We start from the raw sequence: 5,818 nt of genomic DNA on the forward strand, positions 1-5,818 counted from the left end.
CGCCGTCGAACTGTTCCCAGCCGGCCCAGGTGCCGCCGGGGGAGGTTTGCGAGCGGTGGTAGATGGAGCCGCCGCTGTTGACGCCGAACAGCTCCACGCGGCCGTCGGCGTTGGTCTCGGAGGCGACGGCGCGCAGCGCGCCGTCGAACTGTGCCCAGGGTCCCCAGGTGCCGCCGATGGAGTTCTGCGAGCGGTGGTAGATCGCGTCACCGCTGTTCGTCCCGAACAGCTCCAGTCGTCCGTCGGCGTTGCGGGCCGCGGCGACCGACGAACCGAAAACGGTGGCGGCCTCGGGGCTCGCGGCTGCTGCCCCCGGTAAGGCGAGTCCTGGCGCGGTCGCCAGCAGTGCCCCCATCACGGCGGCCGCCAGCGCGCGGCCCACACGGCCCGAACGGCGGGAAGCGCCCCCACCGGTCGTACGGGTCCCTCCTGGACGGTCCGCGAAGGGAGGCGTACCGGTGACACCCGGCGCCGATAAGCCGGTCGTCCGGCCGATCCGTCTGCATCTCTCGCGCGGTTGCTTCCGCATGCGCACGGTCCTTCCTGTCCGGAAACGGAAATCCATGGGTCCGGGGCGTCGTCGCCCTGGCCTTCGCACTGCGGTGGCGGAGCGGACGGCAGCTCACCCGTGCGCCGAAGCACCGGCGCCTGCCGTTTCGAAATGGTGCGGGACGCTCTCGCCACTGCGACATCGCCCGCACCGTACACGGCCCCACCGCACAGCACACCCCGGCTTTCGGCCGTGCCTCGCCCGGCACCCACCCTGCGCTGGCGCCGGCCTCGCGAGCCCTGGTGTCCCACGCCCTCGACCCGTGCCATCAGGGGGATCCTAGAACCGGCTCCGCCGCGAGGCCGAGCAGGAGAAGCGACGCACGATCGCGGCCCGGGTCGCAGCCGACGGCCAGAACACCAACGGCAACAACTCCTGCGCGCGCAGGAGGCCCTGCAGCGCGAGAAAGCGGAGCGCGCCGCCTGAGCGAACAGTACGCCCGGACCGCCCGCGGGCAGATGAGCGGGTCGCTGAACTCGGGTACAAGGTCATCACCACCGGCTCCATCGTCTACGGCGGCAGTCGGGACTCCGGTTCAGCCCACAGCGACGTGCTCTACCTGAAGTGCGTCTAAGGCCTGTCTGATGGGTCGGTGACGAACCGAGACGAGAACTCGTTGGCCACTGTCAACAGATCCTCGTTTACGCACGAGTTGACCTCGCTTCTGTCGTCGGGTTGAAGCGCGCACCACCCTGGCAGGGGTTCGCCGCATGCAGCAGGGGACATTCAGCCGCGGGCCCCGGTCCCCGAGGCCGGGCTCGGGGTAGAGACGCGGAAGGCCCCGCACGGAACCGGGAGGCCGGGGGTTCACGTGCGGGGCCGCGCTCACGGGGAAGGGCCGTCAGACTCCGGTCAGGGTGTACGTACCCGTACCGTCCTGCCTGCCGCTGGAGTACTGGCGGATGAGTTCCCCGTCCGCGTATCGGTCGTGGCCCATCATGGAGCCGGTGTACTTGTTCTGCAGACCGATCTTCGTGCTGCCGGGTACGTCGCGGTAGATGTAGAACCGCTGGAGGTCGTCCTCCCCGCAGGTGGCCGTCGTCAGGTATGCCTGCTCCTGGTTGGCGATGTTCGCCGGGATGGTCGCGCACCCGCCGTTGCCCCAGTTCCACAGGGACGCCTCGATGACCCCGTTGCGCTCCGTCACGTTGCACAGCCGCCAGTTGTCCAGGTGGGCGCTGAAGAACGTCGATTCGCGCAGGCGGATGCCGTCGTTGGCCAGGAGCGGTGCGCTCCAGTTCAGGGGCTTGCCGGGGACGTCGATCTTGTAGACGGCGGATTGGCAGGACAGGCCGGCACGTGGGGCGGGCTTGGCGGCCTGGGTGGCCTTCACGCTTTGCGCGGCCTTGGCGGCTTTCTCGGCTTCGTGCCCGGCCTTGGCGGCGTCGGCCTTCACCGAGGGGACCGGTCCGGCAGGGTGCTTCGCGGTGGCGGCGGGGGAGCCGCAGTCGAGGAGGCCCTGTGCCTTGCGCATGATGCTGTTGGCGGGGACCTTGTCCTCGCAGCGCACCGCGCCTTCTTCGAGGGTGGTGAAGGTGGTGTAGCTGCCGGTGTCGGGGCCCTCGGTCCACTTCAACGCCCAGCTGCCGTCGCCCTGTTGGGTGCGGTTGCAGTTGAGGCTGCCGTAGGTGCCGGTGACCTTCTTGGTGCCCTCGTAGAGCCCGTAGTAGCCGGGCTGGTAGAAGTCCCAGGTGATGGACTTGTTGGTGCTGCTGGTGGTGGTGTAGTTGACCTGGACGTTCAGGCCGAGGCTCGCGCCGACGGTGCCGAGGGCCTCGACGGCGAAGCTGCCCTGAACGCTGCCGTTGACGCCCACGGAGACCGAAATGGTTTCCTGGACGTTGGTGGAGATGGTCTGGGTACCGGTTGAGCCCTGGGTGACGTACCAGCCCTTGAAGTGGGTGATCGTCGGGGTGACTTCGGTCGTCTTGATGACCGGGTGGCGTTTGCCGAGATCGGCTGCGGTGCAGGTCTGGCCGGGCTGGATCGTCTGCCCGGAGGCGGCCGGGGTGGCGGCGGCCGAGGTGGCGGCGGCCGGGGTGGCGGCGGCCGAGGTGGCGGCCAGGCCCACGGCGGCCGTCGCGGTGGCTATGAGCGCTCCGAGCCCTCTGCCCAGGCGGTTTCTTGTGCGGCGCATCGTTGCTTCCCCCTGTGTGTGGTCTGTGAGGCGAGTGTGAGGGAAACTAGCGCCGCCGAGGGCGGCAGGTCTATACCACAACTGGCCAAATGCGATCAAGAACTGTCGCGTTCTCGGTTGGTATGAACGGGAGTTGCCAGGTTTCATACCTTCGGTGTGCTCGCCACGGGGCGCCACCGACGGAAGGGACCACCTTTTGAAACACCTCAGACGCGGCCTGTCGGCGATAGCCGCACTGGTCTTCACCGCATCCCTGTGCGCCGCAGGCACCGCCCCCGCTACCGCCGCGCCGCCCGCCAGCGCGGCCCCGTCCGGTCACGGAACGTGCGTGGCCACCGCACCCGGTACCCAGCTCCAGCGCCAGGGCACGGCCTGGACGTGCGTGAGGACCACCGACACCGCCCCCGCAGGCGCCGCCGCCCCCACCTCCGCCGCCCTCGCACCAGCGGCCCGCGCCCAGGCCGCCGATCCCAAGCCGAATCCCGGGCTGGGGATGTGTACCGGGGCCGATCCCCGCCAGTCCAGCCGCAAGGCCTACTGCGTACGCCACTGGGTCATCTATGAGGCCCTCGGCAAGGACGGGAGCGTAGCCGACCACGCCACGGTGTTCGTCGCGGCGGCGGCGTCCATGGACTCCCTGCCCCAGGCGGCATGGCGCGAGGACATCATCACCGAGGTCGTCGAGATGACGGAGAAAATGCCCCCCGTCACGATGGCCCTGAGCTCGACCTGTAGCGGCCAGTGCTCGCCCGGGTCGTCGGCCTGGGACGGCGCGGCCGTCCGCTTCCGCCGCCTCCACGAGGGCAAGGACGGCACCCTGAGCTACACCTCGTCCGTGGGCAAGGGCTTCAACACGACGATCCTGCCGACCTACCGCGTGCAGGGGGCCATCCTCAACGGGTCGGGGCCGCCCACGCACATCCGCCCGGAGTGGAACGGCATCGAGGTTCGCTGTGACGATGACTCGGGCAGCTGGCCCGGCTGCATCGTCCCGGGCCACCTGGCCAACGTGACGTTCAGCAAGGCCCGGTACCGGGGGGCGGCCATCGCCTATGAGTGGGCGCAGAAGAACCTGACCGGCAAGTTCGGCGACCACGACCACCCGCTGAACCGGTTCACCGACCCTCTCGACCCGAAGAACGACAAACGGCGTGACAAGACCTGTGGCATTGGCGGGCCGAACAAGTTCGTGGGGGGCGCCACCGGTGTCCCCAACGACTCCTGTGACGAGTACCCCTTCGCCGGGTCCTGGCAGGGCGGCAAGGACGGGAACCAGTGCGTAGACATCACCCCGCGTGCGGTCGGCGGCGTGTGGGACATCGCGAACGTCACCGTCGACCGGGCCGCCCAGCCCACCCCGCCCTACAACGCGCCCTGCATCCGGGCCCATGTCGACAACAAGGACAACGGTGACGCGGGTCTGGAGTACGCGCGGGCGATACAGTCCGACCGCATCATCGACAGCGAAGCCTTCGAGGTAATCATCGCCCCGTGACCGGGGCGGTGCCGCAGGGCCGCCCCCGGCGTGGGGGACGGCCCAAACCCCTGGCCGGGGGCGGCGGTTAGGTTCCGTCTGACGGGTCAGGCACGAAGCCACAGGCGTATGGCCGCAACGGTCACAGTGCCGTAGGAGACATAGGCCCACTTGTCGAACCTCGTGGCAACCGCCCGGTTGATCTTCAACTTTCCGATCAGCCGCTCCACTTCGTTCCTGCGAACGTAGCGGGCCTTCTCGAAGCTGGTGGGCCGGCCGCCTCGGCTTCCACGGTGCAAGCGATTGGCCTGCTGATTCCTCGGCTCAGGGATGGTGTGCTTGATCTGTCGGCGCCGCAGGTAGCGGCGGTTGCGCCGAGAGCTGTAGGCACGATCGCCGCTGAGGTGGTCCGGGCGGGTGCGCGGGTGCCCGCCCTTCGTCCGCGGGACGCCGGTGCGCTCCAGGACCGGAATCATCTGAGGCGCGTCGCCCCATTGTCCGGGTGTGATCAGTAGGGCCAAGGGCCGCAGGCCGCCCTCACCAACTAAGTGGATCTTTGTGGTGAGGCCGCCGCGGGAGCGGCCAAGACCTTCATCGTCCCGGTGGTGGGCTGGCCGGGCTCGTCTGCCGGCACCGTCGGGGCCCGGTGACGGGCACCCGCAGCGTGTTGGTGGGCCCTGCAGATCGTCGAGTCCACGCTCGCCATTGACCAGTCGATTCGCCCCTGCGCATCGGCATCGGCTTGCACGGCTCGCAGGAGCATTTCCCATGTGCCGTCCGCCGACCAGCGGCGATGCCGGTCGCATATCGCCTGCCACTTACCAAACCGGGACTGCAGATCGCGCCACGGGATCCCGGTCCGCAACCGGAACAGAATCCCGTTGATCACCCTGCGGTGACACTTCCAACGCCCGCCCCGCCCAACGTTTCTTGGGAAGTACGGCTTCAGCCTGGCCCACTCCGCGTCACTGAGATCTCCCCGTCCCACATGCCTGGGAACGAGTTCTCGTCTCGGTTCGTCACCGACCCATCAGACAGGCCCTAGTCAACTACGGACCGCTCTTCGGCCTACCGGATGTCGAGTTCCGGCTCCACTGCACGACGCTGTACAACTCGCTCTACCGCTCCGACGGAGACGGCCGGGTCCCGCTTCGGCGAGGTGCAGGGCTACGACGGCGACCGGCTGCCCGCGCCCCAGCTGCCTCCGGTGGCGTTCAAGCCGCGGGGAATGGTGCGCTGAGCTGGGTGAATCGGCTTGGGGCGCGTTGCTCCACCCCCGTACTTCGCGACCCCGCTCCGCGGCAGGGAAGCCCCGCCGGACGTTCCGGCGGGGCGGCCGTGCCCCGGCTCAGCCGAGGTCGCTGCGGTACCAGTTCCAGCTGGTGGAGTTCTCGTTGTCCCAGACCTTCACCGGCCGGGAGACCGCGTCGTCACGACCGGCGAAGGTGTGCAGCGCGACCTTGTTCTTCCCGTCGTCCTCACCCCTGTTGTAGAGGACGCCCAGGTCGGCCTTGCCGTCGCCGTCGAAGTCACCGGCTACGAGCTTGCTGCGGTCGGCGTTCCAGCTGCCGGTCGTGGTGTCGTTGTTGTCCCAGGCGCGCTTCGGTCCGGCGATGCCGTCGGCCCGGCCGTAGGCGATGTGGAAGGCGGTGCGGAA

General features: G+C 69.1%; 4 protein-coding genes and 3 pseudogenes. 3 read left to right on the forward strand and 4 right to left on the reverse strand.

What is annotated here, in order from left to right; translation table 11 throughout:
* Both J7E86_RS30675 and J7E86_RS02360 read right to left on the reverse strand, forming a co-directional pair.
* A partial coding sequence (locus tag J7E86_RS30675; protein ID WP_308312439.1) for a tectonin domain-containing protein occupies window positions 1-382 on the reverse strand: 382 nt, incomplete at its 3' end.
* A gap of 1,009 nt (window positions 383-1,391) precedes the next feature.
* On the reverse strand, window positions 1,392-2,687 hold the full coding sequence (locus tag J7E86_RS02360) for a hypothetical protein (RefSeq protein ID WP_215079246.1): 1,296 nt from the start codon (window positions 2,685-2,687) through the stop codon (window positions 1,392-1,394).
* A 328-nt stretch (window positions 2,688-3,015) separates the two neighbouring features.
* Here J7E86_RS02360 and J7E86_RS02365 point away from each other — a divergent pair, with 328 nt between their 5' ends.
* Window positions 3,016-4,182, forward strand: a complete 1,167-nt coding sequence (locus J7E86_RS02365) for a hypothetical protein (RefSeq protein ID WP_308312440.1) — start codon at window positions 3,016-3,018, stop codon at window positions 4,180-4,182.
* Between the two features lie 86 nt (window positions 4,183-4,268).
* Here the strand turns inward: J7E86_RS02365 and J7E86_RS02370 are convergent.
* A protein-coding gene (locus tag J7E86_RS02370) for an IS5 family transposase (protein ID WP_215079250.1) occupies window positions 4,269-5,149 on the reverse strand; the annotation gives its coding sequence in 2 pieces (ribosomal slippage) (window positions 4,269-4,792 and window positions 4,792-5,149; 882 coding nt in all).
* Between the two features lie 41 nt (window positions 5,150-5,190).
* On the opposite strand from J7E86_RS02370, the pseudogene J7E86_RS30680 reads away from it, so the two are divergent.
* Together J7E86_RS30680 and J7E86_RS02375 are read left to right on the forward strand one after the other, a co-directional pair.
* Window positions 5,191-5,298: pseudogene (locus J7E86_RS30680) on the forward strand (XRE family transcriptional regulator); the annotation flags it as partial.
* Window positions 5,299-5,302: 4 nt separating this feature from the next.
* Window positions 5,303-5,401, forward strand: a pseudogene (locus tag J7E86_RS02375) (pirin family protein); the annotation flags it as partial.
* 108 nt (window positions 5,402-5,509) lie between these two features.
* Here J7E86_RS02375 and J7E86_RS02380 read toward each other — a convergent pair.
* Window positions 5,510-5,818: pseudogene (locus tag J7E86_RS02380) on the reverse strand (esterase); the annotation flags it as partial.

The organism is Streptomyces sp. ISL-11 (assembly GCF_018614525.1).
In the GTDB taxonomy this organism is placed as follows: domain Bacteria; phylum Actinomycetota; class Actinomycetes; order Streptomycetales; family Streptomycetaceae; genus Streptomyces.